Annotated in this window: 28 protein-coding genes; 11 read left to right on the top strand and 17 right to left on the bottom strand. The window is 63.2% G+C overall.

Annotated elements, in window-relative coordinates:
- Positions 1 to 11: 11 nt before the first annotated feature.
- Positions 12 to 1,286: a lipid IV(A) 3-deoxy-D-manno-octulosonic acid transferase gene (gene waaA, locus CBW66_RS03370; protein WP_086137038.1), complete on the top strand. Its 1,275-nt coding sequence runs from the start codon at positions 12 to 14 to the stop codon at positions 1,284 to 1,286.
- Positions 1,287 to 1,393: 107 nt separating this feature from the next.
- Here the strand turns inward: waaA and CBW66_RS03365 are convergent, their stop codons facing one another.
- The 13 genes from CBW66_RS03365 to miaB form a co-directional block, all read right to left on the bottom strand.
- Positions 1,394 to 2,317 (bottom strand): M48 family metallopeptidase, encoded by a 924-nt coding sequence (locus CBW66_RS03365; RefSeq protein ID WP_086137037.1) that lies wholly within the window; start codon positions 2,315 to 2,317, stop codon positions 1,394 to 1,396.
- 44 nt (positions 2,318 to 2,361) lie between these two features.
- On the bottom strand, positions 2,362 to 3,102 hold the full coding sequence (locus CBW66_RS03360; RefSeq protein WP_086137036.1) for a 1-acyl-sn-glycerol-3-phosphate acyltransferase: 741 nt from the start codon (positions 3,100 to 3,102) through the stop codon (positions 2,362 to 2,364).
- Positions 3,103 to 3,118: 16 nt separating this feature from the next.
- Positions 3,119 to 3,706, bottom strand: a complete 588-nt coding sequence (gene gmhB / locus CBW66_RS03355) for a D-glycero-beta-D-manno-heptose 1,7-bisphosphate 7-phosphatase (RefSeq protein WP_086137035.1) — start codon at positions 3,704 to 3,706, stop codon at positions 3,119 to 3,121.
- A complete protein-coding gene (glyS, locus tag CBW66_RS03350) occupies positions 3,706 to 5,808 on the bottom strand; it encodes a glycine--tRNA ligase subunit beta (RefSeq protein WP_086137034.1) in 2,103 nt (700 codons plus the stop codon). Before glyS ends, gmhB begins: the two co-directional genes overlap by 1 nt.
- 37 nt (positions 5,809 to 5,845) lie before the next feature.
- Positions 5,846 to 6,760 (bottom strand): glycine--tRNA ligase subunit alpha, encoded by a 915-nt coding sequence (gene glyQ / locus CBW66_RS03345; RefSeq protein ID WP_070290459.1) that lies wholly within the window; start codon positions 6,758 to 6,760, stop codon positions 5,846 to 5,848.
- Positions 6,761 to 6,906: 146 nt separating this feature from the next.
- Positions 6,907 to 8,487, bottom strand: a complete 1,581-nt coding sequence (gene lnt, locus CBW66_RS03340; protein WP_230492104.1) for an apolipoprotein N-acyltransferase — start codon at positions 8,485 to 8,487, stop codon at positions 6,907 to 6,909.
- A gap of 16 nt (positions 8,488 to 8,503) precedes the next feature.
- Entirely contained in the window at positions 8,504 to 9,382 is an 879-nt protein-coding gene (locus CBW66_RS03335; protein WP_034746750.1) for an HlyC/CorC family transporter, read from the bottom strand.
- 117 nt (positions 9,383 to 9,499) lie between these two features.
- A complete protein-coding gene (locus CBW66_RS03330) occupies positions 9,500 to 9,922 on the bottom strand; it encodes a DUF4259 domain-containing protein (protein WP_086137033.1) in 423 nt (140 codons plus the stop codon).
- A gap of 63 nt (positions 9,923 to 9,985) precedes the next feature.
- Positions 9,986 to 10,576 carry a hypothetical protein gene (locus tag CBW66_RS03325; RefSeq protein ID WP_139841568.1) on the bottom strand — a complete coding sequence of 197 codons (591 nt, stop codon included), beginning with the start codon at positions 10,574 to 10,576 and terminating at the stop codon, positions 9,986 to 9,988.
- A gap of 32 nt (positions 10,577 to 10,608) precedes the next feature.
- Positions 10,609 to 11,076 carry a hypothetical protein gene (locus CBW66_RS03320; RefSeq protein ID WP_230492105.1) on the bottom strand — a complete coding sequence of 156 codons (468 nt, stop codon included), beginning with the start codon at positions 11,074 to 11,076 and terminating at the stop codon, positions 10,609 to 10,611.
- Positions 11,077 to 11,345: 269 nt separating this feature from the next.
- Entirely contained in the window at positions 11,346 to 11,810 is a 465-nt protein-coding gene (gene ybeY / locus CBW66_RS03315; protein WP_086137030.1) for an rRNA maturation RNase YbeY, read from the bottom strand.
- Complete coding sequence (locus CBW66_RS03310; RefSeq protein WP_086137029.1) at positions 11,794 to 12,858, bottom strand: PhoH family protein; 1,065 nt, start codon at positions 12,856 to 12,858, stop codon at positions 11,794 to 11,796. Before CBW66_RS03310 ends, ybeY begins: the two co-directional genes overlap by 17 nt.
- On the bottom strand, positions 12,855 to 14,222 hold the full coding sequence (gene miaB / locus CBW66_RS03305; protein WP_086137028.1) for a tRNA (N6-isopentenyl adenosine(37)-C2)-methylthiotransferase MiaB: 1,368 nt from the start codon (positions 14,220 to 14,222) through the stop codon (positions 12,855 to 12,857). The genes CBW66_RS03310 and miaB overlap by 4 nt, the downstream gene beginning before the upstream one ends.
- A 649-nt stretch (positions 14,223 to 14,871) precedes the next feature.
- Here miaB and CBW66_RS03300 point away from each other — a divergent pair.
- A complete protein-coding gene (locus tag CBW66_RS03300) occupies positions 14,872 to 15,198 on the top strand; it encodes a hypothetical protein (RefSeq protein ID WP_034746769.1) in 327 nt (108 codons plus the stop codon).
- A gap of 166 nt (positions 15,199 to 15,364) precedes the next feature.
- Here the strand turns inward: CBW66_RS03300 and CBW66_RS03295 are convergent, their stop codons facing one another.
- Together CBW66_RS03295 and CBW66_RS03290 are read right to left on the bottom strand one after the other, a co-directional pair.
- Complete coding sequence (locus CBW66_RS03295; protein WP_086137027.1) at positions 15,365 to 16,210, bottom strand: HDOD domain-containing protein; 846 nt, start codon at positions 16,208 to 16,210, stop codon at positions 15,365 to 15,367.
- Positions 16,207 to 16,497, bottom strand: a complete 291-nt coding sequence (locus CBW66_RS03290; RefSeq protein ID WP_086137026.1) for a hypothetical protein — start codon at positions 16,495 to 16,497, stop codon at positions 16,207 to 16,209. The genes CBW66_RS03295 and CBW66_RS03290 overlap by 4 nt, the downstream gene beginning before the upstream one ends.
- A 255-nt stretch (positions 16,498 to 16,752) precedes the next feature.
- On the opposite strand from CBW66_RS03290, the gene CBW66_RS03285 reads away from it, so the two are divergent.
- The 3 genes from CBW66_RS03285 to CBW66_RS03275 are packed head-to-tail and all read left to right on the top strand — an operon-like array spanning position 16,753 to position 19,112.
- On the top strand, positions 16,753 to 18,318 hold the full coding sequence (locus tag CBW66_RS03285; protein WP_086137025.1) for a sensor histidine kinase: 1,566 nt from the start codon (positions 16,753 to 16,755) through the stop codon (positions 18,316 to 18,318).
- A 13-nt stretch (positions 18,319 to 18,331) separates the two neighbouring features.
- Entirely contained in the window at positions 18,332 to 18,910 is a 579-nt protein-coding gene (locus CBW66_RS03280) for a DUF1697 domain-containing protein (protein WP_086137024.1), read from the top strand.
- 22 nt (positions 18,911 to 18,932) lie between these two features.
- Positions 18,933 to 19,112, top strand: a complete 180-nt coding sequence (locus CBW66_RS03275) for a hypothetical protein (protein WP_086137023.1) — start codon at positions 18,933 to 18,935, stop codon at positions 19,110 to 19,112.
- Between the two features lie 72 nt (positions 19,113 to 19,184).
- On the opposite strand, the gene CBW66_RS03270 is transcribed toward CBW66_RS03275, so the two are convergent.
- Entirely contained in the window at positions 19,185 to 19,589 is a 405-nt protein-coding gene (locus CBW66_RS03270) for a PEP-CTERM sorting domain-containing protein (RefSeq protein WP_139841567.1), read from the bottom strand.
- A 331-nt stretch (positions 19,590 to 19,920) separates the two neighbouring features.
- Between CBW66_RS03270 and CBW66_RS03265 the strand changes: the two genes are divergently transcribed.
- From CBW66_RS03265 to CBW66_RS03250, 4 genes are read left to right on the top strand one after another with little or no spacing between them, the layout of a single operon-like run.
- Positions 19,921 to 20,274: a helix-turn-helix transcriptional regulator gene (locus tag CBW66_RS03265; protein WP_035822023.1), complete on the top strand. Its 354-nt coding sequence runs from the start codon at positions 19,921 to 19,923 to the stop codon at positions 20,272 to 20,274.
- Between the two features lie 7 nt (positions 20,275 to 20,281).
- A complete protein-coding gene (locus CBW66_RS03260) occupies positions 20,282 to 20,707 on the top strand; it encodes a YeeE/YedE family protein (protein ID WP_086137021.1) in 426 nt (141 codons plus the stop codon).
- Entirely contained in the window at positions 20,704 to 21,135 is a 432-nt protein-coding gene (locus CBW66_RS03255; protein ID WP_086137020.1) for a YeeE/YedE family protein, read from the top strand. The genes CBW66_RS03260 and CBW66_RS03255 overlap by 4 nt, the downstream gene beginning before the upstream one ends.
- 42 nt (positions 21,136 to 21,177) lie before the next feature.
- Positions 21,178 to 22,041: a ChaN family lipoprotein gene (locus tag CBW66_RS03250; RefSeq protein WP_086137019.1), complete on the top strand. Its 864-nt coding sequence runs from the start codon at positions 21,178 to 21,180 to the stop codon at positions 22,039 to 22,041.
- Between the two features lie 17 nt (positions 22,042 to 22,058).
- Here the strand turns inward: CBW66_RS03250 and CBW66_RS03245 are convergent, their stop codons facing one another.
- Positions 22,059 to 22,886, bottom strand: a complete 828-nt coding sequence (locus CBW66_RS03245) for an IclR family transcriptional regulator C-terminal domain-containing protein (RefSeq protein ID WP_086137018.1) — start codon at positions 22,884 to 22,886, stop codon at positions 22,059 to 22,061.
- Between the two features lie 166 nt (positions 22,887 to 23,052).
- On the opposite strand from CBW66_RS03245, the gene CBW66_RS03240 reads away from it, so the two are divergent.
- Positions 23,053 to 23,754, top strand: a complete 702-nt coding sequence (locus CBW66_RS03240; protein WP_086137017.1) for a 3-oxoacid CoA-transferase subunit A — start codon at positions 23,053 to 23,055, stop codon at positions 23,752 to 23,754.
- 12 nt (positions 23,755 to 23,766) lie between these two features.
- Positions 23,767 to 24,408, top strand: a complete 642-nt coding sequence (locus CBW66_RS03235) for a 3-oxoacid CoA-transferase subunit B (protein ID WP_086137016.1) — start codon at positions 23,767 to 23,769, stop codon at positions 24,406 to 24,408.

The following is a 24,408-nucleotide window of genomic DNA, read 5'->3' as shown; positions in this document are numbered from 1 at the left end:
ATTCAACAACCATGCGACTTCTTTATACCCTTGCCTGGTGGCTGGCCTTGCCCCTGGTGCTGGCGCGGCTGTGGCTGCGCGGACGCCAGGAACCCGGCTACCGCCAGCACTGGGGCGAGCGCCTGGGCTTTTACGGCCGCCAGCAGACAACGGCTACAGACACCATCTGGCTGCACGCCGTCTCCGTCGGCGAGACGCGCGCGGCCGAGCCGCTGATCGATGCGCTGCTGGCCGCTTGGCCCGATTGCCGCATCGTCCTCACGCACATGACGCCGACGGGGCGCGCGACGGGCAAGGCGCTGTTCGCCAAACACGGCGCGCGTCTCGTGCAAAGCTATCTGCCTTACGACACGGGCGCCATGCCGGCGCGTTTCATCCGTCACTTTGCGCCGCGCATCTGCATTCTGATGGAGACGGAAGTGTGGCCGAATCTGATCCATCAATGCAATCGCTACAAAGTGCCCGTGGTGTTGGCCAATGCGCGCTTGTCGCAGCGGTCGCTGGGCAAGGCGCAGCGTCTGGGCACGCTCATTGCCGACGCGGCGCGCGGCATCACCCTGGTGGCGGCGCAGACGCAGGACGATGCCGACCGCGTGCGCCAGCTGGGTGTGCAGGACGTGGTGGTCACGGGCAGCATCAAGTTCGATGTCGTCGTGCCCGATGCTGCGCTGGCGACGGGGGCGGCGCTGCGCGCCGCGATAGGAGCACGTCCCGTGCTGCTGTGCGCCAGCACGCGCGAAGGCGAAGAGCAGCTGATCCTCGATGCGTATATCCGCGCCAGCTTGCCGGCGAATGCGTTGCTGCTGATCGTGCCGCGTCATCCGCAGCGCTTCGACGAGGTGGAAAAATTGATCGCGGCGCAAGGCCTGGCCGTGCGGCGCAGGTCCGGCCTGGCGCAGGACGATGCCGTGGCGCAGGGCACGCAGGTGCTGCTGGGCGACTCGATGGGCGAGATGTTTGCGTACTACGCGGCCTGCGATTGCGCCTTCGTCGGCGGCAGCCTGCTGCCGCTGGGGGGGCAAAACCTGATCGAGCCGGCGGCCCTGGGCAAGCCCGTGCTGATCGGTCCGCACACCTTCAATTTCGCGCTGGTGACCGAGCAGGCGATTGCCGCCGGCGGCGCCTCGCGGGTGGCGGACGCCGATGCGCTGATGGCGCAGGCGTCGGCCCTGCTGCAGGAGCCGGCGCGTTTATCGTCGATGGGTCAAAAGGCGCTGGCCTTTGCCAACCAGCACCGGGGGGCCACGCCACGCACCATCGCGGCTATCAAACCGCTGCTGGCGTGATGGATGCGCGGCCAACAATGGTGTCGGATTACGGCCTAATCTGGTGATGGAGGTAGGTCGGATTAGCGCAGGGCGCGTAATCCGACAGTGGTGGCCAACAATATTGTTTAGGCGAACAGCACCGGCAGCTCCTGCGAGCGTTTCCTGAGCGCCTGCTTGGCGCCATCGTAATCGGGATAGATCGATTCCACGGTGGCCCAGAAGCGGGGGCTGTGGTTCATTTCCAGCAGGTGCGACAGTTCGTGCGCCACGACGTAGTCGATCAGTGGCAGGGCGAAGTGGATCAAGCGCCAGTTCAGGCGGATCTTGCGCTCGATGGTGCAGCTGCCCCAGCGCGTGCCGGCCGACGACAGCGACAGCGAGTCGTAGCGCACGCCCAGCTTGGCCGCATAGACGTCCAGGCGCGCCTCGAACAGCTGGCGCGCCTCGTGCTGGAACCAGCCCTTTACTTTTTCCTTCAGTTGCTGCTCGCTGCCCGTGGGCGTGACCCATACGTGCAGCTCATTGGTGTCGCGCTGAAAGCTGGCGCGGTGGCGCGGCGCCTGGTGCAATCGCAGGGTGATGTCGCCGCCCAGATAGGGCAGCACGGCGCCATCGACCCAGGCCACGGGCGGGCGCTGCTGGCGCTGCACCTTGCGCTCGCCCCGTTCCAGCAGCTTCGAGACGATCCAGCCTTGCTTGGCGCGGATGGCGTTGTCGATCTCGGCCAGCGTGACGCGTTTGGGGGCCGTGACGCGCAAGCCGTTATCGTCGATCATGAAGCCGATGGAACGGCGCGTGGAACGGCGCAGGGCGAATTCGACGAGGTGGCTGCCCAGCTGCAGCTGGCGCAGCGGCGGGCCGTCGGCGGTGCGCGGCGGGGAAGGCAGGGGAGGCGGGGCGGGGCGAACGATGTGCGGCGCGGGCGCCACTACCGGCGGCGCCACGGGCGGCGCTGGCGGTGCCGTGGGGCGCACCGCCGGGGGCGTGCTGGTCGAGACGTCATGCGCGAACAAATCCAGTTGCTGGTCGCCGACCTTGATGGTCTTCATCTGCTGGCGCAGGGTCGGCTCCTGGATGACCGCGCTGATGCCGTCTAGCCAGCGCTGTAGGCGTGAGGCGAAATGACGCGCATTTCTGATTCTATCCAATTTTCCACCTGTTGCATCATGCTGTCCGGGGTTTGCCCTTCCGGCGAAATCGGTTTGCCTATCGAGACGGTGATCAGTCCCGGGCGTTTGAGGAACGACTGCTTGGGCCAGCACTCGCCTGAATTGTGCGCGATCGGCACCACCACGGCGCCCGTAGCGATGGCCAGACGCGTGCCGCCGCTCTTGTACTTGCCCGTCTGGCCCACGGGAATGCGCGTGCCTTCCGGGAACATGATAATCCATTGGCCATCGGCCAGGCGGCGCTTGCCATGCGCGACCACGCTCTTGAACGCATGTTTGCCCTGCTTGCGGTCGATGGGGATCATGCGCAGCAGCGCCATGGCCCAGCCGAAGAAGGGGATGTACAGGATCTCCTTCTTGAACACATACACGAGCGGACGGGGCAGGCTGGGCAGCAAGAAGATGGTTTCCCATGCCGACTGGTGCTTCGACAGCACGATGGCCGGCGCATCGGGGAAGTTCTCGGCGCCCTTGACTTCATAGCGGATGCCGCAAATGACCTTGGCGCACCACAGGATAAACACATTCCAGCGCGAGGTGACCCAATAGCGCTTGTTGTAGCTCAATGGCGCGGCAAAAAAACACACGCAGGCCCAGACGATGGTGGCCACGATCATGATGATCATGAACAGCAGGGATCGCAGGAACAGGGAAATATTACGCAATGCGGTTCTCCGAAGATTAGATACTGAATGCCACTGCGGGCGCCGCGACGGCGGGCGCCTTGAGCAGGTGGCTGACGACGGCGGCCAGGTCGGGGAAGACCTGGGTGCCGGGCGGCAGGCCGCCTGTTTCGTCGGTTTTTTCGCCCTTGCCCGTCAACACCAGGTAGGGCACGCAGCCGCTGATGAAGCCGGCCTGCAGGTCGCGCAGCGAATCGCCGACCGTGGGCACGCCTTTCAGGCTGGTGTTGTAGCGCTGCGAAATTTCATGGAACATGCCCGGTTTCGGCTTGCGGCAGTCGCAATTGTCCGCGCCCGCGTGCGGGCAAAAGAAGATGGCGTCGATATCGGCGCCCACCTGCTGCGCCAGCGTATGCATCTTCTGGTGGATCGCGTTCAGCACCGTCATGTCGAAGTATTCGCGCGCGATGCCCGACTGGTTCGAGGCGATGACGACGCGATAGCCGGCCTGGTTCAGGCGGGCGATCGCTTCGAGCGAACCGGGGATGGGCAGCCATTCGGCCGGCGACTTGATGAAGTCCGGCGAGTCATGATTAATGACGCCGTCGCGGTCGAGAATAATCAGTTTCAGCGCCGGAGTGCCCATTATGCCGCCAGCTTGGAAATGTCGGCCACGCGGTTCATCATGCCGTGCAAGGACGACAGCAGGGCCAGTCGGTTGTTGCGCAGGGCGACATCCTCGGCCATCACCATCACGTCGTTGAAGAAGCCGTCGACATCATCGCGCAGCTGCGCCAGCGTTTGCAGGGTGCCGGTGAAGTCGCCCTTGGCAAAGGCCGCGTCGACTTCCGGCTGCACGCGCGAGACGGCGGCGGCGAGTTTTTTCTCCGCTTCGTCCTGCAGCAGCGCCACGTTGACGCCGCCGGCGGCGACCTGGCTCACGGCTTCCTCGTTCTTTTTCAGGATGTTCGTGATGCGCTTGTTGGCCGCTGCCAGCGAGGCGCTTTCCGGCAGCGCGGCAAACGCCTGCACGGCTTCCAGGCGCTGCACGATGTCGTCCAGACGGTCCGGATTCTGTGCCACGACGGCTTCGATTTCATTCGGCGAGAAACCGCGCTCGCGCAGGATACCGCGCAGGCGGTCCAGCATGAAGGTGGTCACGTCCGCGACCGGGTCCTTGAAGCCGGGAACGGTTGCGAACTGCGCGGCGGCGTCCGCCAGCAAGCCCGCGATGGACAGCGGCAGGCGTTTTTCCAGCAGCATGCGCAGCACGCCCAGGGCGTGGCGGCGCAGCGCGAACGGGTCCTTGTCGCCCGTCGGCGCCAGGCCGATGGCCCAGATGCCGACCAGGGTTTCGAGCTTGTCGGCCAGCGCCACGGCGGTGCCGGTGGCGGTGGACGGCAGGCTGTCGCCGGCAAAGCGCGGCTGGTAGTGTTCGGAGGCGGCCAGCGCCACTTCTTCCGCTTCGCCGTCATGGCGCGCGTAGTATGTGCCCATGATGCCTTGCAGCTCGGGGAATTCGCCCACCATGTCGGTCAGCAGATCGGCCTTGGCCAGCAGGGCGCCGCGTTCGGCCAGGGCCACGTCGTAGTTCAATTTGGCGGCGATGGCGCCGGCCAGCGCCTTGACGCGCTCTGTGCGGGCAGCTTGCGTGCCCAGCTTGTTGTGGTAGACGACGTTGGCCAGCAGCGGCAGGCGCGATGCCAGCGTCTTCTTCTTGTCTTGCTCGAAGAAGAACTTGGCGTCGGACAGGCGCGGGCGCACGACGCGCTCGTTGCCGCCGATGATGTGCTCGGGCGTGTCCGTCTCGATGTTCGAGACGATCAAAAAGCGCGAGCGCAGCTTGCCGTCGCTGTCCGTCAGGGCGAAGTATTTCTGGTTCGTCTGCATGGTGAGGATCAGGCATTCCTGCGGCACGGCCAGGAATTCTTCTTCGAAGTGGCACTCATATACGACCGGCCATTCGACCAGGGCCGTGACTTCATCGAGCAGCGCTTCGGGCATCAGCACCTGGTCGGCGCCGGCCTTGTCCAGCAGCTGGGCGCGGATGCGCTCCTTGCGCTCCTCGTTGCTGGCGATGACGCTGGCGTTGAGAATCAGCGACGGCGCATAGTTTTCCGCGTGGGCGATGGCGATCGGCGCGCCGTCGGTGAGGAAGCGGTGGCCCAGGGTGGTGCGGCCGGCGTTCAAGCCCAGCAGGGTCAAGGGCAGGATATTGATGCCATGCAGGGCGATCAGGCTGTGGGCCGGACGCACGAATTGCACGGTGGTGCCGTCCGGGCGCTGATAGCTCATCAGTTTTGGAATCGGCAGCTTGGCGCAGGACTCGGTCAAGGCGGCTTGCGCGCCCGTGGCGAGCTGGCTGCCGGGCGCCGTGTAGGTGTAGAAGAAGCTTTCCGCCTTGCCGTCAACGGCGCGTTCCAGGTCGGCGACCGTCAGGTCGGGGAAGCCCAGCGCGGCCAGTTTCTTGGCCAGCGGCGGCGTGCCGTTGCCGTTCGCGTCCAGCGCCACGGAGACGGGCAGGACTTTTTCGCGGATCGATTTATCGGGCGAGACTTCGCGCACGTTGGTGATGGAGACGGCCAGGCGGCGCGGCGAGGCGTAGCTGGTGGCGACGCTGTCGGCTTCCAGGAAGTCGCGCGCTTTCAGGCCGTTGACGATGCCGGCCGTGAAGGCGGCGCCCAGTTTGGCCAGCGCTTTCGGCGGCAGTTCTTCGGTCAGCAGTTCGATGAGCAGTGTTTGGTTCATGGTGTTCTTGTCAGGTACGGCGGTGTAGAGGCTCGAATTAGGCGGCGGCTTGGTCTGCGGCGGGCAGCATCGGGAAACCGAGGCGCTCGCGCGAGTCGTAGTACGCTTGCGCCACCAGGCGCGACAGGGTGCGCACGCGGCCGATGTAGGCGGCGCGTTCCGTCACCGAGATGGCGCCGCGCGCATCGAGCATGTTGAAGCTGTGCGAGGCCTTCATGATTTTCTCGTAGGCGGGCAGGGTCAGTTGCAGCTCGATCAAACGCTTCGCTTCCGCTTCGTAGTTGCCGAACTGTTCGAACAGCAGGTCCGTGTTCGCGTGCTCGAAGTTGTAGGTCGATTGCTCCACCTCGTTCTGGTGGAAGACGTCGCCGTAGGTCAGTTTTTTCGTAATACCGTTTTCTTCCCACTCGGTCCACACCAGGTCATACACGTTTTCCACGCCTTGCAGGTACATGGCCAGGCGTTCGATGCCGTAGGTGATCTCGCCCAGCACGGGCTTGCAATCGAGGCCGCCCACTTGCTGGAAGTAGGTAAATTGGGTCACTTCCATGCCGTTCAGCCAGACTTCCCAGCCCAGGCCCCAGGCGCCCAGGGTCGGGCTTTCCCAGTCGTCTTCGACGAAGCGCACGTCATTCTGTTTCAAGTCCAGGCCCAGCGCGGCCAGCGACCCCAGATACAGGTCGAGGATGTTTTCCGGTGCCGGCTTCAACACCACCTGGTACTGGTAGTAGTGCTGCATGCGGTTCGGGTTTTCGCCATAGCGGCCGTCTTTCGGGCGGCGCGACGGCTGCACATACGCGGCGCGCCACGGTTCCGGGCCGATCGCGCGCAGGAAGGTACCGGTGTGGAAGGTGCCGGCGCCGACTTCCATGTCGTATGGCTGGAGCAGGGCGCAACCTTGCTTGTCCCAATAGGTTTGCAAGGTCAGGATAATTTGTTGAAATGTGAGCATCGTATGAGTTCGCCGCGCGGGAGACTGCGCGCTGTTAAGGTTTGCTTGAAGCCCGCACGCTGCTAACAAGCGCGTCCGGGCCGGGGTTTTGCTAATTTTAGCGGTTTTTACGGGCCCACTGTGACTCTTCGGGCAATATCGGCCGCTTATTGCTGCGCGGCGCGGCCACGGCGCGCGGCGCGCGACAGCAGGAAGGCCGTCAGCAGGGCCAGCGCGGCCAGGGCCAGCACCAGTTTGTTGCCGTACAGAATGTATGGCGTCATGCCGCCCATGCCCTGCACTTTGGCCGCCAGGGTCGCTTGCTGCTCCGGCGGCAGCAGGCTTTGCACCACGCCCTTGCCGTCGATGACGGCGGTGGCGCCCGTGTTCGTCGAGCGCAGCATGGGGCGGCCCGTTTCCAGGCTGCGCATCTGCGAAATCTGCAGATGCTGGGGGATGGCGATCGAGTCGCCGAACCAGGCCAGGTTCGAGATATTGAGCAGCACGGATGCCGACTGCTTGCCATGGCGGTGGGCGCTGGCCAGCTGGCCGGCGATTTCCTCGCCAAACAAATCTTCGTAGCAGATATTCGGCAGCACCAGCTGGTCGCGTACCTGCAGCGGCGCCTGCACTTCGGCGCCGCGGCCCATGTCGCCCAGCGGGATGGCCATCATGGCGACGAACCAGTGCAGGCCGGGCGGCACGAATTCGCCGAACGGCACCAGATGATGCTTGCGGTACTGGTAGTACGGTCCCGGTGTGCCGTTGGGCGTGATGCCCACGGCCGCATTGTAGAAGCGCTGCTGCTCGTCGAGCACGGGCATGCCGAGCAAAATCGTGCTGCCCGTCTGCTGCGCATATGTCGCCAGGCTATCCAGATAGCCGGGCGGCAGCTGGTGCGGCAGCACGGTGACGGCCGTTTCCGGCGTGGCGATCAGGTCGGCCGGCGCGCTGGTGATGGCGCTCTGGTACATCTGCAGGGCGCCCAGCACGAAGCCGGGGTCGAATTTCTGCTGCTGCGGCACGTTCCCCTGCAGCAGGCGCACCGTGATCGGGCGCCCGACCGGGTGGGTCCAGCTCACGTATTGCAAGCCAACGCCGGCCGCATACAGCGCGATCACGCCGCCGAGCGCGCGCCAGCGCGTGCGGTGCGTGAGCAAGAGCAGGGCGCCGGCGGACAGCGCCGCCAGCCAGCCCAGGCCGTACGATCCGACGATGGGGGCAAAGCCGCCCAGCGGACTGGCATTGTGGGCGTAGCCGGTGGCCAGCCACGGAAAACCCGTAAACAGCCAGCCGCGCGTCCATTCGAACAGGGTCCACGTGGCCGGCAATACCAGCAGGGTCATGACGGGCAGGGACAGCACCCAGCGCTGGCGCAGCCAGGCGGCCGCGCCCATGGCCAAGGCCACATAAATGGCCATCAACAGGGCCAGCAGGGCCACGGCGATGGCGGCGATCGGCGCGGCCATGTCGCCATAGCGGTGCATGGAGATATACAGCCAGTGCGTGCCGGCCGCGCACCAGCCAAAGCCGTAGGCCCAGCCGATCAGCGCGCCGGCCTTGACGTTCGATGCGCGCAGCACCTGGTAGAACAGCACGCCCAGGCTGAGGATTTGCAGCGGCCAGTAGCCGAAAGGGGCGAACGCCAGCACGGCGACGGCGCCGGCGATGGCGGCAGTCAGCATGCGCGCCCAGGTGCTGCGGGGCGGTTTGGCGGGGGCGTTGGGGTCGGCGCGTCTGAAACGCATTTACAGCACGCGCATGTCAGAGTTCCAGTTCCGGCACGTTGGGCAGGCGCTCGACGAGCAGCACGTGCACCTGGCGCGCATCGGCGCGCAGCACCTCGAAGCGCAGATTGCCCAGGTCGAAAATATCGCCCTTGTGCGCCATGCGGCCCAGGTACTTCGAGACGAGGCCGCCGATGGTGTCGACGTCGTCGTCCACCAGGTGGCTGCCCACTTCTTCGTTGAACTGTTCGATCTCGGTCAGCGCCTTGACGCGCCAGCGGGGGCCGAACTGGCCTTCCTTGAGCGAGAGGATATTGTCCTCGGCTTCGTCGAAGTCGTATTCGTCCTCGATATCGCCGACGATCTGTTCCAGCACGTCTTCGATGGTGATCAGGCCGGCGACGCCGCTGTATTCATCGACGACGATGGCCATGTGATTGTGGTTCGCGCGGAAATCGCGCAGCAGCACATTCAGGCGTTTCGATTCGGGGATGAAGATGGCGGGGCGCAGCATGTCGCGCACGTCGAAAGTTTCCTCGGCGTAGTAACGCAGCAAGTCTTTCGCCAGCAGGATGCCGATGACCTTGTCGCGTTCGCCTTCGATCGCGGGGAAGCGCGAGTGGGCGGTGGACAGGACTTCCGGCATCCATTCCTCGATCGGCTTGCTGATGTCGATGACATCCATCTGCGAACGGGGAATCATGATGTCGCGCGCACAGAGATCCGACACCTGGAACACGCCTTCGATCATCGACAGGGCGTCGGCGTCGATCAGCTTGCGTTCATGCGCATCGTGTAGAACTTCGAGCAATTCTGCACGGTTCTCTGGCTCGGGGGAAATGAGTGCGGTCAGGCGTTCAAACAGTGACCGGTGGGGCTTGACGTCAGTTCTGACGCCACTAGGGTGCTCGGGCATAGGAGGCGTGAGCCGTTGTTGCGAAGGGATATAGGATACACCAAAAGTGGGGGAATACCGGATTTCCCCGCTTTTGATGCAAATTTAATACGTTGAAGTGCGCCGTTGCGCGATCTTTTACGCCGCTTCCGGACCCAGCACGCGCGCGCGCAAGTGCGCCACGTCGGCCTGCCAGTCGGCAAAGTGCTCGCTGTCCTGCCACAGCTGGCGCAGCTCGGACGCGTCCGACAAAATGCGCTCGAAGGCCAGGCGTGCCTTGTCCAGCAGTGGCGGCGTGACTTTCTTCTTGCAGGCGGCCACCCATTCGTCCACCTCGGCGGTGGCGGGATCGGGTGCGCCCGGCCGGCCTTGCAGGCGCGCGATCACGTCCAGCGCGGCCAGCGCTTCGGCGGCGAATGGCGCTTCCAGTTCGTCTTCGGTGCTGTCGATCACGTTGTCGAGCGTGGTCTCGACCAGTTCCAGCGTTTTGTATTCCTGCAGGTCCTGCGCCCAGTCCATGGCGTAGTCGTTGCCGAAGGCGTCAAGTGCCCAGGTGCCCATATGTGTCCTTGCTGTATTGATGTAAGGCAGGCATGTTGCCATGCCTGCCCGGGACCTGCACGATTATTCGCGCAGGAGCGGTGCAGCCAGCAAGGCTTGCTGCATCTTGAGTACGGCGTCTTCCACCGCGCGCCTGCCCGTGATCGACGCGTCTTTCTTGAATTCGCTGAATTCAGCCGCGCCTATGCCCACCACCTTTTTCGAGACGACTTCCTTGCCGCCGGCATCGCTGACGATGCATGTCAGGTCGACGCTGAAATGCGTTGGTGGCCAGGTCAGCGCACTGCTCGACGAAGAAGTGGTTGATATCTGTGGTGTGATCAGATAAACGATCTTCGTGGCAGCAAGTGCGTCCTTGTCGAGCGGGTTTTTCAGGCGGGTCACCTCGCCAAAGACATTCGACAGCATTTTGTACAAGGCCAATTCCATATCGCGATACGGGAAATAGCTGACCTTGTCGCCACCGCCGCCACCCGATGTCACTTCGGTCTGCAGCATCGTATCGCTGATGTAGTAAGCGACATGCTTGTGCATGGCTTGCGCGGTATCTGGCAGCGCGATCTTGCTGAGGTCCGGATTGATACCCATCGGATGCGCGCAGCCAGCCAGTGTCAATATCACGGCAATGGTTGCGAGAATTTTTGCTAGTGCCATATGCGTGCTTTCGTCATGAACAAAAAAGCCGCTTATTGCAGGCTATTGCTGAATTGCTTATCCTGGTACAGGTCGGCAAGCAGCTTTTGTACGACGACCGTATATTCCTGCATCGCGCGCGGCAGCGCAATGGCGCCGACAAATGACGATGGCCATTCATGACTGGCGGTTTTCACTTGATCATAGCGTACCTGTCCGGCTTTTTTGACGATAAAGCGCACGTCGATCTTCGCCGTGCCGGTGCTGAAGCCCGACGCGTCAAAATCATTTTTCAGCAAGATGCCGGAAATTTCGATATCGGCGTCAGGCGCCAGTTTATTTGCAAGCGACAATTCCTGTTTCAATGCCTCGGCGATATACGCGGCATATGACTTGGCATACGGCGAATCGAGCGAGGTGCCGCGCATGGACAAGGAAGCATCGGCCGGCTTGTCTGCAGTAAAGGCGCCTACCCTGGCTTTGGCATCGCCAGTGTTTTTCAGTGTCTGCACATTATCCATGGCAGGTGCATACGGCGGCGCGACGGTGGAACATGCGGACAATGCAAGAGCCGAGCAAAATGCAAACAAGATTTTGAAACTACGCATGCTGAGAACTCCCTGATTTTATTGACATTATTATTCACGACGCGTGAATGACATGCGCATTGCATTGACCATGCTCCCTATGGGAAAGGTAAAAGAAATGCGCATGCAATTATAGCGTCAATATTGCCAATATAATATTTCTCAAGGGGATTATTTCAGGGCAGGCCTTGATGTCTGGCCGCTTATTGCCGATACGGGTCGGCGATGCCCAGCCTGGCCAGTATCCCGGTTTCCAGCCCTTCCATCTCGGCCGCTTCCTCGTCATCCATGTGGTCGTAGCCCTGCGCATGCAGCACCCCGTGCACGATCAGATGCGCCGTGTGCTCTTCCACGCTCTTTTTCTGTTCGGCCGCTTCCTTTTCCAGCACGTCCGTGCACAGGATGATGTCGGCGCGCGTCGGCTCGTCGTCGCTCAACTCTTCGCCTTCGTTGTAGGCGAAGGTCAGCACGTTGGTGGCGTAGTCCTTTTCGCGGTAGTCGCGGTTCAGGCTGCGGCCTTCTTCCGCGTCGACGAAGCGGATGGTGAATTCGGCCGGGGCGAACAGGGCCGCATTGACCCAGCGGCGCACTTTCGGGCGCGTGATCAGGGTTTCCAGACGGGCATCCGGGTATTGCACGGACAAGGACAGTTTATTTTTTTCGGACATTTTTGGCGCTAGCTGGTTTCAATAAGGAGGGCAGGTGGGCGGCGTCGGCATTGGCCGCCTGCGCCGTTTCATACGCGTCGACGATGCGCGCGACCAGCGGATGGCGCACCACGTCGGTGCTGTTAAATTGCGTGAAGCCGATGCCGCGCACGTCTTTCAATACGTGCACGGCGTCGATCAGGCCACTCGTCTGGCTCTTGTGCAGGTCGACTTGCGTGACGTCGCCCGTCACCACGGCCTTGCTGCCAAAGCCGATGCGCGTCAAAAACATCTTCATCTGTTCGACGGTGGTGTTCTGCGCCTCGTCGAGGATGACGAAGGCGTGGTTCAGGGTGCGCCCGCGCATATAGGCCAGCGGGGCGATCTCGATCACCTGTTTTTCAAACAGCTTCTGCGTGCGGTCAAAGCCCAGCAAATCGTACAGCGCGTCGTACAGGGGGCGCAGGTAGGGATCGACCTTTTGCGCCAGGTCGCCCGGCAAAAAGCCCAGGCGTTCGCCCGCTTCGACGGCGGGACGCGTGAGGATGATGCGCTTGACGGCGTCGCGCTCGAGCGCGTCGACGGCACAGGCGACGGCCAGATAGGTCTTGCCCGTGCCGGCCGGGCCCACGCCGAAGCTGATGTCGTGTTCGAGGATGTCGCGCAGGTAGGCGATCTGGTGCGGCGTGCGTCCGCGCAGGTCGGAGCGCCGCGTTTTCAGCACGGGGCTGGCGATGTCCGGCTCGACGAAGGTGCTGATGGGCGCGTTGGCGTGGTGTTCCGAGGCGGCGGACAGGCCCGCGCGCTGTTCCACCAGGGCCAGCTGCACTTCTTCCAGCGGCACGACCTTGTTGGCGATGGCGTAGAACTGTTCCAGGATTTCCACGGCGCGTTCGGCATTGCTGCCGCCGACGATGAATTTCTCGCCGCGGCGGAAAATCGTCACGTCGAGGGCGGCGGAAATCTGGCGCAGGTTTTCATCGAGCGGTCCGCACAAATGCGCCAGGCGCGTGTTGTCCAGCGGCTCGGGGATGAAGTAATGCGGCTGTATCGGGGCTTTGGTTTTCAACTGGCTCTTTTCAATGCGGGTGCGCTGGCGACGAGTTCGCCGCGCAGGGTGTAGGAATGGCTCTCGGTGATGCGCACGTCGACCAGCTGGCCGATCAATTGCAAGCCGTCGGCGCCGGCGTCGAAGTTGACCACGCGGTTGTTTTCGGTGCGGCCCTGCAGTTCGCGATCAATCGTATCCTTTTTTGACCGGCCTTCGACGAGGATGGTTTGTACGCTGCCCACCATGGCCAGGCTGTATTTGCGCGTGTTGGCGTCGATGGCCGCCTGCAGCTGCTGCAGCCGGGCCAGCTTGACGTCATGCGGCGTGTCGTCTTCCAGGTTGGCGGCCGGCGTGCCGGGGCGCTTGCTGAAGATGAAGCTGTAGCTGTTGTCGAAGCCGACGTCCGCGATCAGCTTCATCATGGCGTCGAAGTCGGCCTGCGTCTCGCCGGGGAAACCGACGATGAAGTCGGAGGAAATGGCCATGTTCGGGCGTACGGCGCGGATGCGGCGGATGATGGACTTGTATTCGAGGCCCGTGTAGCCGCGCTTCATGGCGCCGAGGATCTTGTCGGAACCGTGCTGTGCCGGCAAATACAAATGATCGACCAGTTGCGGGATCTTCGCGTAGGCGTCGATCAGGCGCTGCGTGAATTCCTTCGGGTGGCTGGTGACGAAACGCATGCGCTCAATGCCGGGAATGTCGGCCACGTATTCGAGCAGCAGGGCGAAGTCGGCAATGTCTCCGCCTTCCATCGCGCCGCGGTAGGCGTTCACGTTTTGCCCCAGCAGGGTGATTTCCTTGACGCCCTGGGCGGCCAGGCCCGCCACTTCCGTCAGCACGTCCTCGAAGCGGCGCGAGACTTCCTCGCCGCGCGTGTAGGGCACGACGCAGTAGCTGCAATATTTGCTGCAGCCTTCCATGATGGAGACGAACGCCGAAGCGCCTTCCACCTTGGCCGGCGGCATGTGGTCGAACTTTTCGATTTCCGGGAAGCTGATGTCCACTTGCGCATCGCCGCTGGCGCGGCGCAGTTCGATCATCTGCGGCAGGCGGTGCAAGGTTTGCGGGCCGAACACCATGTCGACATACGGCGCGCGCTTGACGATGGCGTCGCCTTCCTGCGACGCCACGCAGCCGCCCACGCCGATCAGCAGGTTTGGATTGGCCAGCTTCAGTTCGCGCAGGCGGCCCAGGTCGGAAAACACTTTTTCCTGCGCCTTTTCGCGCACGGAGCAGGTGTTGAGCAGGATGACGTCGGCGTCTTCCGGCGTGTCGGTGCGCACCAGGCCATCGGAGGCGCCCAGCACGTCGGCCATCTTGTCCGAGTCATACTCGTTCATCTGGCAGCCGAAGGTTTTAATGAATACTTTTTTCTGCATGGAGTCGGGCGCTTATCGGTAAATGTGGCGGCAAACAAGATGGGTGGGCAGGATGCTGCGGCGCAGGGGGGCGCTCAGGGTTGGGCGCGGTGGATGACCGGCCGGGCGCCTCTGGCTGCCCGGTGGCAGGCTCGCTGCAAGTTCAGGCCATAGTTTAGCGTAAATCGCCGGGACGGGCCATGTCGTGCTGATCTTGCAGGCAAGGTTGCGGTGCGAACAAGGCGCCCGAAACGATGATGCTGAAAAGCATTTATTGCTGTGCGGCACCATTGATTTGTAACAAGTTGCTGCAAAGCCTTGTGTGCGCCCGCCGGCATCCTAATGTGTTGAAATAGCATCGTTGCCAAGCCAACCAGCAGCTTGATTGATATTTAACAATCAGGAAGTTTGCGCGAGGCGCAGATGCCGCGTATTTGGACTAGTATATTGTCTTATATGCAATTCATTTTGGTGGGTTGCAGTGCTTTTACTCACGCGGCAACTTGAGTACGTTGGCTGGGCGTGGCTGTGCGAGTCCTGTGCGGGCAGTGCGATAAGAAAAAGGCGGGGGAAGGCTGAATAAGTTGAAAAGACGTTTATTTAAACACTCTAAGCCAGCCTTAAGTTCGTATCGGCATTATTTTCTACATTCACCAGACGAGGAAAAATCATGGCACATCATGCATTAGCATCGCAAGAGAGTTACAACCCGAACCACCTGCTGGATATTCTGCTGAGCAAGATGCAGCTGAAGAACGATGCAGCCCTGTCGCGCCTGCTTGAAGTGGCGCCACCGGTCATCAGCAAGATCCGCCACCACCGCTTGCCGGTCGGCGCCTCGCTGCTGATCCGCATGCACGAAGTGACGGGCATGAGCATCCGCGACCTGCGCGACTTGATGGGCGACCGCCGCACCAAGTATCGTCTGTCCGACGCCCAGGGCCGCCCCAAAGCGGAAGACCGCGGCGATGCGCAAGAATCGAATTACGCGCACTGATGTGGCGGTTGCGCGCTGACTGTGCCGCTTGCGTAGCTGCTGGCGGCGACAGGCTGGCGTGGACCGGGCAGCTTGGACCGGGTAACATGGATGTATCGCAGTACCCATGACGGCTTTCGCTTCGCAGCGAGGGCCGTTTGCGTTTGCGGCCTTGTGAGGATCTTGATTAGCTCAGCAGTGCCGAGGTAATTTCGTCGTAGCGCAGTTCCGTTTCGCGGAATAGCTGCAGATACGCGTCTTCGCCCAGGCCCAGCGCATCCCAGGCCACCGGCGAGACGCGCGGCACCATGTCGTCGCCCGCCTGCGCCAGGTCGAGCGCACAGACGACGGCATTGGCCACATGGATCAGTGCCGCCAGGAAACCGGCGCCTGGCGCTTCCGGCTGCAGGTAGTTGCCCAGCGCCAGGCGCATGGTGTCGGAAAAATTCCAGTGTTCGGCCAGGGCCACGGCCGCCTGCACGTGGTCCACGCCCAGCACGGCTTGCTCCGCTTCGAGCAGGCTGCAATCGTGCGCGGCCTGGTGTGCGATGACTTGCGCGTAGTGCGCGGGAAAGCTGCTGACCAGCACCAGCCGTCCGATGTTGTGCAGCAAGCCAGCCGTGAATGCGTAATCCTGGTTGAAGCGGAGCTGCCGCGCCAGCACCTTGGCGCAGGCGGCCGTCGCCACCGAATGGCGCCAGAAGGCCTTGTCGTCGAAACCGGGGCAGCGTCCTTCCGGGAAGCAGCCCGTGATGGCGGCCGAGGTGATCAGGCTGCGCGTGGTCTGGAAGCCCAGATACGTGATCGCCTGCTGGATGGTGGTGGCTTTCACTTGCAGGCCATAGTGCGATGAGTTGGCCAGCCGCAGGGTTTTTGCCGTCAGCGCCTGGTCATACGACACTTTTTTGGCCAGCACGGAAATATCCACGTCTTCCTGGTCTATGCTGTTGAGCAGTTCCATGACGACGGCGGGCAGCGAAGGCAAGTCATCGAGGTGGGCGACGATATCGTCGAGCGTCAGCTGGGTGCTCATGCGGCCTCTCCCGTGCCCAGGCGGTATTGCGTGACATAGTTGCGCAGCAAGGTGGTGGCCGCATCGAGGGGATCGTCCGGGTCATGCTTGCGGAACAGGTAGGCCAGCCGTTCGCTGTCGACCGCTTGCTGCGCGGCGATTGCCTCCGGCGACGGGGGCGGCGCCTGGATCGGCAGCATGTCGATGTTGTGGCGAGGCATCAGAGCCAGCATGTTTTCCGTCAAAACCGCACCTTGCGGCAGCAGCACTTGTCCATGCGCATCGAGCAAGACATCAGACAAGATCATGCCGGGACGAACTTGTTCTAGGGGTAGATGTTGATGCGTGACCGCCATGACGACTCCTTAGATGATTGCGGGATATTACCATTGCCATGACGCAATGTCTCAACCTGCATCAAAGTCTCTATCGAAACTGGGAATGCTGTAAATCTTGCCAATAAGCATGTCATACCGTACATTTGAATCAGGCCCTTGCATTGCTGACGTATCTGCGCCCGCGCCGCGGGCTGGCGGCTGGCCTGGCCCGGGGAGTGTTGATTGATGGTGAGTATCCAAGTCCGGCTGACCCTGCTTTTTGTCGTGATCGTCACCTTGGTGCTGGGCATTTCCGGCAGCTATACCCAATATACCTTGAGCAAGGAACTCGAATCGGGCAGCGCGCGCCTGCGCAGCGGCGTGCTCACGCGCTTGCAGACCAGCTTGCCGTCCGCCCTGTGGGACCTCGACAAATCCAAGGTCGACAGCATCGTGGCGGCCGAAATGCTGCCGCCGGAACTGGTCGGCATCCGCGTCTATGACGCCTCGGTCGGTTTGTTCGCCGGCGAAGTGCGCGATGCGGCCGGCACCCTGGTGCCGCTTGAGGCGGACGTGGCCATGGGTGGCACGCCCGTCGAGGCGCCGCTGGTGTTCCGCGACGCCGTGGCGGCCGCCACGGGCGGCAAGCCGGTGATCGTGGGCAAGGTCATCGTCAATTTCAGCCGCGCGCAGATCGATGCTGCCCTGCGCGGCGAAGTGCGGCGCAAGGTGGTGGAAGTGTTGCTGCTTGACATCATCCTCGTGGGCGCCCTGGCGCTGAGCCTGCGCATCGTCTTCGGGCCCCTGAAACAGTTGCGCGACGGCTTGTTCGACCTGGCCACGCGCGGCAGCGACGAGGTCGAAGAGCTGCCGGAAAACCGGCGCGACGAACTCGGCGATGTGATCCGCGGCTTCAATGCCGTGCAGCGCAAGCTCAAGTCCATCATCGAGGGCAGCCGCGAGGCGGAGGACATGGCGCGCCGTTCGCAGCAGGCAACGGCGCAGGCCATGGACGAGCTGCGCCGCGCGCAGGAATCGTTGCTGCAGGCGGAACGCCTGGCCTCGCTGGGCAGCCTGGTGGCCGGCGTGGCGCATGAAATCAACACCCCGGTCGGCATCGCCCTGACCAGCGCCTCGGTGCTGAAGGAAGCCACCGATGACATCAGCGCGGCGGTGGCAGGCGGCAGCGTGAAGAAGACCGACATCGTGCGCTACCTGGAAACGGCCGGCGAAAGCGCGCGGCTGATCATGAACAATGCCTACCGCGCCGCACACCTGATCCACAGCTTCAAGCAGATCGCCGTTGACCAGGTCAGCGAGGCGCGCCGTTTGTTCGAATTGCGCGACTATATCGGCGAGGTGATCTCGAGCCTGCAGCCCACCCTGAAAAAGACGCGCATCAGCATCGATATCGATTGCCCGCCTGACATCATGCTCGACAGCTATCCGGGTGCGCTGGCGCAGGTGCTGACCAACCTGGTCTTGAACTGTGTCGAGCACGCCTTCGATGCGGACACGGCGGGTAATATCCATATCGGCGTGCGCCGCGACGGCGACGCGATCGCCATGCAGGTGCGCGACAACGGCCGCGGCATCGCGCCCGACATGCTCGACCGCGTGTTCGATCCGTTTGTCACCACGCGGCGCGGGCAGGGCGGCACGGGACTGGGCTTGAATATCGTGTTCAACTTGATTGCCAAGCAGTTTGGCGGCACCATCACGGTCAGCAGCACCTTGGGGCAGGGCGCGACGTTCCTGCTGCGCCTGCCCACGGTGACGCCGTTACCGGAAAGCACCAGCAGCCAGGCATAGTCAAGGAGATGACATGGCACAGATAGAAAACAGTCAGCAAGTGGCGCTTTTGCGCGGGATCAATGTGGGTCGCGCCAAGCGCGTGGCCATGGCCGACCTGCGCAAGCTGCTGGGCGACCTCGGTTTTGCGCAGGTGCGTACGGTCCTCAATAGCGGCAACGTCGTGTATGACGGCGGGGCGGTGGCGCCGGCCGAGGCCGCCGCCCGCATCGAGGAAGCGCTGGTGCTGAAACTGGGTGTGGCGGCCAGAGTGACGGTGCTGTCGGCCAGCCAGTTTGCCGAACTGGTCGAGCAAAACACCCTGGCGCCGGCGACCGATGCGGCACGCCTGCTGACCTTGGTGCTGAACAATCCGGCCGACGTGCAGCGCCTGACGCCGCTCTTGCAGCAGTCGTGGCAGCCCGAAGCGCTGGCGCTGGGCCGCTGGGCCGCGTATGCCTGGTGTCCCGATGGCGTGCTGGCCAGCAAGGTGGTGGCGGCGCTGGGTGTGCTGCTGGGCGACGGCGTCACCTCGCGCAACTGGGCCACCATGCAGAAATTGCATGCGCTGCTGAACGGAGCGGATGCGGCCGCCTCATCGGCCAAGGAGTAATGATGCCTGCCATTGCGACGCCATGAACTGGGATATCGTCAAGGGCGTATTGATCGTGCTCGTCGCCATCAGCGTGGTGGTGACGGCCTTCGTACTCCTGTCCGCCTCGGGCCCGGACAAGGCGGGCTGCATCGCGCGGGCCCTGAAGTCGGGCACGCCGGTGGGCAATATCGAACGGGTCTGCCGCCTGCTCGATAAATGAGGACGCCATAAAAAAAACATTCCGCACCAGGCGGAATGTTTTGCAGCAGCGCACTTGCCAGCGCAGGCGCCGTCAGTTGTCGAATTTTTCCTGTTTTTCGCCGTGCAGGCTCAGGGCCACCAGGCCCAATCCCACCAGCAGCATCGAGTACATGCTCGCTTCCGGCACGGCGGCCGTTACGCTGGTTTGCTGTGCGCTCGCGGCCGTCACGGGTCTGGGCGGCGCCAGGGCCGCATGGCGCGCGCCACTGCTGCTCCAGTGCGGTGCCGCCGTCGCGGTGCTGTTGGCCAGCAGGCGTGCATACGGCAAATCCGGCGTTTCCCAGCCAGGATTGTTATTCAAGCTGATGCTTTCATCGATCGTCACGCGTTCGCCGGCTTCCTGCTTGCCGGCCGTCGTGTCGCTGACTGCCGCCATGCTCCCCGTGCTGGCCGACAGCGCCAGCAAGGCCACGCATAGCGGCTGATAGATTCTCATCGTGCTCTCCCTGTTGTTCACCGCGCGGCGCAGCCGAAACCGGCTGGCGCATGGACGGACAATTCGCCTGTACGGGGGCGTATCATGATTTTTCTGCTGTTCTCCCATTACAGCATAAATCGTGACAATTTTGATACGTTTATTTCATGTTTATTACGAATATTTGTCATTTTGATAGCGTAAACATGATCGTTGCCGCACACTTTACATAAGCACGCTATCGCCAAAAACACTGTTGTTTTTTGTGCGAATCGCCAGCAGGAAAACAATATATTGATTAGTATATTGTTTATCGCACGCTATACAACATGACCGCCTGTGGGAGGGCACGATGGAGACAGTCGCAACACAACACGCCGAATACAACCTCGACGCCATGCGTGGCTCGGCCTACAAGGCCAGCTCGCTGCTCAAGGCCATGGGCAACGCCGACCGTTTGATGCTGCTGTGCCAGCTGTCGCAGGGCGAGCATTGCGTCAGCGACCTCGAGCAAAAAGTGGGCATCGGCCAGCCGACCCTCTCGCAGCAGCTGGGTGTGCTGCGCGAAGAAATGCTGGTGGCCACGCGGCGCGACGGCAAGCAGATCTATTACCGCGTCGCCAGCGCGCCCGTGCTGGCCGTGCTGCAAGTGCTGTACGCGCAATTTTGCGCGCCGCGCCCCACGTTCAACGACGAAGCCGACTGAGCCACCCATGACTATCGACTGGCAGCACTTCACGCCATGGACCTCGCTGGCCGGCGGCATGCTGATCGGCCTGGCGGCTGCGTTATTGATCCTGTTTAATGGCCGCATCGCCGGCATCAGCGGCATCCTCGGCGGCGTGTTGCGCCCGCGCAGTGGCGACCTGGGCTGGCGCATCGCCTTTCTTGCCGGCCTGATCGGCACGCCCCTGCTGTGGCAGTTGTGGCAAGCCTTGCCGCCCGTGCAGGTCGACGCCGGTACACCGGCCCTGATCGCGGCGGGCCTGCTGGTGGGCGTGGGCGTGCGCTATGGCGCCGGCTGCACCAGCGGCCACGGCGTGTGCGGCCTGTCGCGCCTGTCACCCCGTTCGCTGGCGGCCACGTGTGCCTTCATGGCGGCCGGTTTCCTCACCGTATATCTGTTGCGCCACCTATGAGTAAACTACTCCTTTCCCTGTTGAGCGGCCTCGTCTTTGGACTGGGCCTGATCGTCTCCGGCATGGCCAACCCGGCCAAGGTCATCGGTTTCCTCGACCTGGCCGGCGCCTGGGACCCGTCGCTGATGCTGGTGATGGGCGGCGCCATCGGCGTGGCCCTGCCCGCCTTCTGGCTGGCGCGGCGGCGCAGCAAGTCGCTGCTGGGCGATTCCATGCAGTTGCCCACGTCGCGGCGCATCGACCGGCGCTTGCTGCTGGGCAGCCTGGCCTTTGGCGCGGGCTGGGGCATCGCCGGTTTCTGTCCCGGCCCCGCCCTCGTGTCGCTGCTGGCCGGCCAGCCGAAGGCATGGCTGTTTGTGATCGCGATGCTGGTCGGCATGGCCCTGTTTGAAGTACTGGAGCGCCGCAAGGCACCCGCGCCAGCCTGAGACGGTACAATCTGGCGCATCGCCACTTTGGATACCGCTTACATGAAGACCGTGATTTTCCGTGCCGGCGCGCGCGCCGCTCTGCTGTGCAGCGTGCTGGCGCTGGCCGCCTGCGGCAGCTTGAGCTTGCTGAAGAAGGAAGCCCCGCCCGCTCCCGCGCCCGTGGCCGACACCTTGCCCAATCCGCAAGTGCTGCTGCTCGGTGAAGTACCCGACAATGCGCAAGGCCAGCGCCTGAGGATCGCGGAATTGCAGCGCCGGCTGGCCGCCGGCTGGCGTCCCGTGATCGTCATGGAGCAGTTCGACCGCGAAAACCAGGCCTTGCTGACGCGCGCCGCGCGCGAATGCGCCGACCCCGATTGCATCATCCGCGTGATGGAACAGCCGCGCTGGGACTGGAGCTTGTACCGGCCCGTGCTGGACCTCGTCATCAGCTATCAGCTGAACCTGGTCGCCGGCAACCTGTCGCCGGCCGATGCCTCGCGCATCGCGCGCGACGGCATCCAGTGGTCCATGCCGCCCGCCATGGTGGCCACGTATCTGGCCGCGCCCGTGCCGGCCGATATCCTGGAAGGGCAGCGGAAGGAAGTCCAGGCGGCCCGCTGCAACATGCTGCCCGACATGATGGTGACAGGCGTCGTCAACGCCCAGGTGGCGCGCGATATCTGGATGGCCAAGCTGATCCGCGACCAGGCGCCGCGCGACGTGGTGCTGATCGCCGGCAATGTGCATGTGCGCAAGGATATCGGCGTGCCCCGCTGGCTGAAGCTGGCCGACCCGCAACTGAATGTGCGCAGCATCGGCTACCTGGAACAGGGCGTTGGCGGCTACCAGGGCACGTTCGACCTGACGCAAACGATGGCGGCGCAGCCGCGCCCGGACTTGTGCTTGAAGTTTAAAAAATAAGGTTCAAGAATTAAGCGTTACTGCTGCACCCGCACCAGGGCGCTGACCCGGCTGGCCGTGTCGAGCAGTTTCGGCAGGCTGTGTTCCAGCAGATGCGCCACGGACGGCCCCGCCGTCTGGCCGCTGACGTTGATCGCCGCCACCACCTTGCCGGCCCGGTCGAACACGGGCGCGGCCAGGGCGATCAAGCCCTGTTCCAGCTCTTCCTGCACCAGGCACCAGCCCTGGCGCCGCACTTGCGCGATCTCTTCCATCAAGACCTCGATATCGACCTTGGTCGCCGGCGTGATTTTCAGCAGCGCCATCTTCGACAGCCGTTCGCGCAGCGCCTCGGGCGCCAGGCCCGACAGCAACACCCTGCCCATCGAGGTGCAGTAGGCGGGCAACCGGCTGCCGATGCCCAGGTTGATCGACATGGTGCGGTGCGCGGACAGGCGCACGACATACACGATGTCGTCGCCGTCGAGCACGGTGGCCGAGCACGACTGACGCAAGGCCTGCATCAATTCTTCCAGCAGCGGCTGCGCCTGCGTCCACACGGGCAACGATGACAGATAGGCGTAACCGAGGTCGAGCACCTTGGGCGTCAGGCGGAACAAGCGTCCGTCCGCCTCCACATAGCCCAGATGCAGCAAGGTGAGCAGGATGCGCCGCGCGCCCGCGCGTGTCAGCTGCGCCCGTTCCGCCACTTCACTCAGGGTCTGTTGCGGCGCGTCCGCGCCAAAACTGCGCAAGACGGCCAGTCCGCGCGCGAACGATTGCACATAGCTGTCGCCGGGACGCGGCGCGCCGTCGGCATCGAGGGTTTCGTCGGCGGAAAGGGGGGTGCTGCTGCGTGCGGTCATGGCGATTCCAAAGGATCAAGGTGGCAATTATAGCCATGGCGCTGGCCAAAACGGCAAATTGACAAGCGCCCCGATCAGGCATATTCTCACGAATAAGTTCTAAATACGAATATTTGTTCGATATGCGAACAAATCGGCCGTGAGTTTGATTGGGAGGAGACAGGCAATGATCGATAAACTGCGTTCCAGCGTGCTTGATGCGCTGGCCGATATCCACGATGGCGCTACCGTCATGATTGGCGGCTTTGGCGGCGCGGGCCAGCCGGCCGAGCTGATCGACGGCCTGATCGCCCAGGGCGCGCGCGACCTCGTCATCGTCAACAACAATGCGGGCAATGGCGACACGGGCCTGGCCGCCCTGCTGAAAAACGGGCAAGTGCGCAAGATCATCTGCTCGTTCCCGCGCCAGGCCGATTCCCACGTCTTCGACGCCCTGTACCGCGCGGGCAAGCTGGAGCTGGAACTGGTGCCGCAGGGAAATCTGGCCGAGCGCATCCGCGCCGCCGGCGCCGGCATCGGCGGCTTTTTTACGCCCACGGGCTATGGCACGGACTTGGCCAAGGGCAAGGAAACGCGCGAGATCGACGGCCGCATGTATGTGTTCGAGTCGCCCATCCACGCGGACTTCGCCCTGATCAAGGCGGAGCAGGGCGACCGCTGGGGCAACCTGACCTACCGCAAGACGGCGCGCAACTTCGGCCCCATCATGGCCATGGCCGCCAAGGTCAGCATTGCCTCCGTGCATGAAGTTGCTGAGCTGGGCAGCATCGATCCCGAACACGTCATCACGCCGGGCCTGTTCGTGCAGCGCATCGTGCAAGTGCCGCGCACGGCCACCGGCCCCGCCGGCTTCAAAGCGGCCGCTTGAGAAAGAAATCACATGAATAAATGGAATCGAGACCAGATGGCGGCCAAGGTGGCGGCCGACATCCATGAGGGTGCCGTGGTGAACCTGGGCATCGGCTTGCCCACTCTGGTGGCGAATCACTTGCCGGCCGGCGCGGAGATCATCCTGCACAGCGAAAACGGCGTGATCGGCATGGGCCCCGCGCCCGCGCCGGGCGAGGAAGACTACGACCTGATCAACGCGGGCAAGCAGCCCGTCACCCTGCTGGCCGGCGGCAGCTATTTCCACCATGCCGACAGCTTCGCCATGATGCGCGGCGGCCACCTCGATATCTGCGTGCTGGGCGCCTTCCAGGTGTCCGCCACGGGCGACCTGGCCAACTGGCACACGGGCGCGCCCGACGCCATCCCCGCCGTGGGCGGGGCCATGGATTTGGCCATCGGCGCGAAAAAAACCTGGGTCATGATGGAATTGCTGACGAAGACAGGTGAAAGCAAGCTGGTGCAGGCCTGCACCTATCCGCTCACGGGTATCGGGTGCGTCAGCCGTATCTACAGCGACCTGGCCGTGCTCGACCTGGGACCGGAAGGCGCGACGGTCGTCGAACTGGTCAATGGCTTGAGTCTGGAACAGCTGCAAGCCCTGACGCCGGTGCCGTTGCTGGATGGACGTTAA

Origin of the sequence: Janthinobacterium sp. GW456P (genome assembly GCF_002127655.1) — a bacterium.
Classification (GTDB): domain Bacteria; phylum Pseudomonadota; class Gammaproteobacteria; order Burkholderiales; family Burkholderiaceae_D; genus Janthinobacterium.
This window is presented reverse-complemented; position numbering and strand designations above follow the sequence as displayed.

Bases quoted from the DNA above. Each gene is read 5' to 3' on its own strand.
- waaA (WP_086137038.1), top strand. From the start codon at position 12: ATGCGACTTCTTTATACCCTTGCCTGGTGGCTGGCCTTGCCCCTGGTG.
- CBW66_RS03365 (WP_086137037.1), bottom strand. From the start codon at position 2,317: ATGAAGACCATCAAGGTCGGCGACCAGCAACTGGATTTGTTCGCGCAT.
- gmhB (WP_086137035.1), bottom strand. From the start codon at position 3,706: ATGGGCACTCCGGCGCTGAAACTGATTATTCTCGACCGCGACGGCGTC.
- glyS (WP_086137034.1), bottom strand. From the start codon at position 5,808: ATGAACCAAACACTGCTCATCGAACTGCTGACCGAAGAACTGCCGCCG.
- glyQ (WP_070290459.1), bottom strand. From the start codon at position 6,760: ATGCTCACATTTCAACAAATTATCCTGACCTTGCAAACCTATTGGGAC.
- lnt (WP_230492104.1), bottom strand. From the start codon at position 8,487: ATGCGTTTCAGACGCGCCGACCCCAACGCCCCCGCCAAACCGCCCCGC.
- CBW66_RS03335 (WP_034746750.1), bottom strand. From the start codon at position 9,382: ATGCCCGAGCACCCTAGTGGCGTCAGAACTGACGTCAAGCCCCACCGG.
- CBW66_RS03330 (WP_086137033.1), bottom strand. From the start codon at position 9,922: ATGGGCACCTGGGCACTTGACGCCTTCGGCAACGACTACGCCATGGAC.
- CBW66_RS03325 (WP_139841568.1), bottom strand. From the start codon at position 10,576: ATGGCACTAGCAAAAATTCTCGCAACCATTGCCGTGATATTGACACTG.
- CBW66_RS03320 (WP_230492105.1), bottom strand. From the start codon at position 11,076: ATGGATAATGTGCAGACACTGAAAAACACTGGCGATGCCAAAGCCAGG.
- ybeY (WP_086137030.1), bottom strand. From the start codon at position 11,810: ATGTCCGAAAAAAATAAACTGTCCTTGTCCGTGCAATACCCGGATGCC.
- miaB (WP_086137028.1), bottom strand. From the start codon at position 14,222: ATGCAGAAAAAAGTATTCATTAAAACCTTCGGCTGCCAGATGAACGAG.
- CBW66_RS03300 (WP_034746769.1), top strand. From the start codon at position 14,872: ATGGCACATCATGCATTAGCATCGCAAGAGAGTTACAACCCGAACCAC.
- CBW66_RS03295 (WP_086137027.1), bottom strand. From the start codon at position 16,210: ATGAGCACCCAGCTGACGCTCGACGATATCGTCGCCCACCTCGATGAC.
- CBW66_RS03290 (WP_086137026.1), bottom strand. From the start codon at position 16,497: ATGATCTTGTCTGATGTCTTGCTCGATGCGCATGGACAAGTGCTGCTG.
- CBW66_RS03285 (WP_086137025.1), top strand. From the start codon at position 16,753: ATGGTGAGTATCCAAGTCCGGCTGACCCTGCTTTTTGTCGTGATCGTC.
- CBW66_RS03280 (WP_086137024.1), top strand. From the start codon at position 18,332: ATGGCACAGATAGAAAACAGTCAGCAAGTGGCGCTTTTGCGCGGGATC.
- CBW66_RS03275 (WP_086137023.1), top strand. From the start codon at position 18,933: ATGAACTGGGATATCGTCAAGGGCGTATTGATCGTGCTCGTCGCCATC.
- CBW66_RS03270 (WP_139841567.1), bottom strand. From the start codon at position 19,589: ATGAGAATCTATCAGCCGCTATGCGTGGCCTTGCTGGCGCTGTCGGCC.
- CBW66_RS03265 (WP_035822023.1), top strand. From the start codon at position 19,921: ATGGAGACAGTCGCAACACAACACGCCGAATACAACCTCGACGCCATG.
- CBW66_RS03260 (WP_086137021.1), top strand. From the start codon at position 20,282: ATGACTATCGACTGGCAGCACTTCACGCCATGGACCTCGCTGGCCGGC.
- CBW66_RS03255 (WP_086137020.1), top strand. From the start codon at position 20,704: ATGAGTAAACTACTCCTTTCCCTGTTGAGCGGCCTCGTCTTTGGACTG.
- CBW66_RS03250 (WP_086137019.1), top strand. From the start codon at position 21,178: ATGAAGACCGTGATTTTCCGTGCCGGCGCGCGCGCCGCTCTGCTGTGC.
- CBW66_RS03245 (WP_086137018.1), bottom strand. From the start codon at position 22,886: ATGACCGCACGCAGCAGCACCCCCCTTTCCGCCGACGAAACCCTCGAT.
- CBW66_RS03240 (WP_086137017.1), top strand. From the start codon at position 23,053: ATGATCGATAAACTGCGTTCCAGCGTGCTTGATGCGCTGGCCGATATC.
- CBW66_RS03235 (WP_086137016.1), top strand. From the start codon at position 23,767: ATGAATAAATGGAATCGAGACCAGATGGCGGCCAAGGTGGCGGCCGAC.